The 208-nt window shown below is 69.2% G+C and carries 1 protein-coding gene; it reads left to right on the top strand.

What is annotated here, in order from left to right:
- Positions 1-208, top strand: a 208-nt coding sequence (locus HW452_RS17510) for a hypothetical protein (RefSeq protein ID WP_224107362.1), incomplete at both ends; no start/stop codon positions are given.

Here is a 208-nt window from a genome sequence, read left to right as displayed (position 1 = left end):
GACAACGCGGCGCTGCGCTACAGCCTGACCGAGGGCAGCAACGCCGACGGCTACTACGCCATCGACGCGATCACCGGCACGGTCACTCTGACCGACGCAGGTGCGGCCCACGTCAACGGCGGCGGCAACCTGCCGGCGGTCAATGTCACGGTAACGGACGAAGACGGCCTGACCGCACGTGGCGACGCCACCGTGGGTGACAGCGCCT

Origin of the sequence: Vreelandella aquamarina, assembly GCF_020075495.1 — a bacterium.
Classification (GTDB): domain Bacteria; phylum Pseudomonadota; class Gammaproteobacteria; order Pseudomonadales; family Halomonadaceae; genus Vreelandella; species Vreelandella aquamarina_A.
The sequence above is the reverse complement of the archived record's forward strand: the minus strand, read 5'-3'. Positions and strand labels throughout refer to the sequence as shown.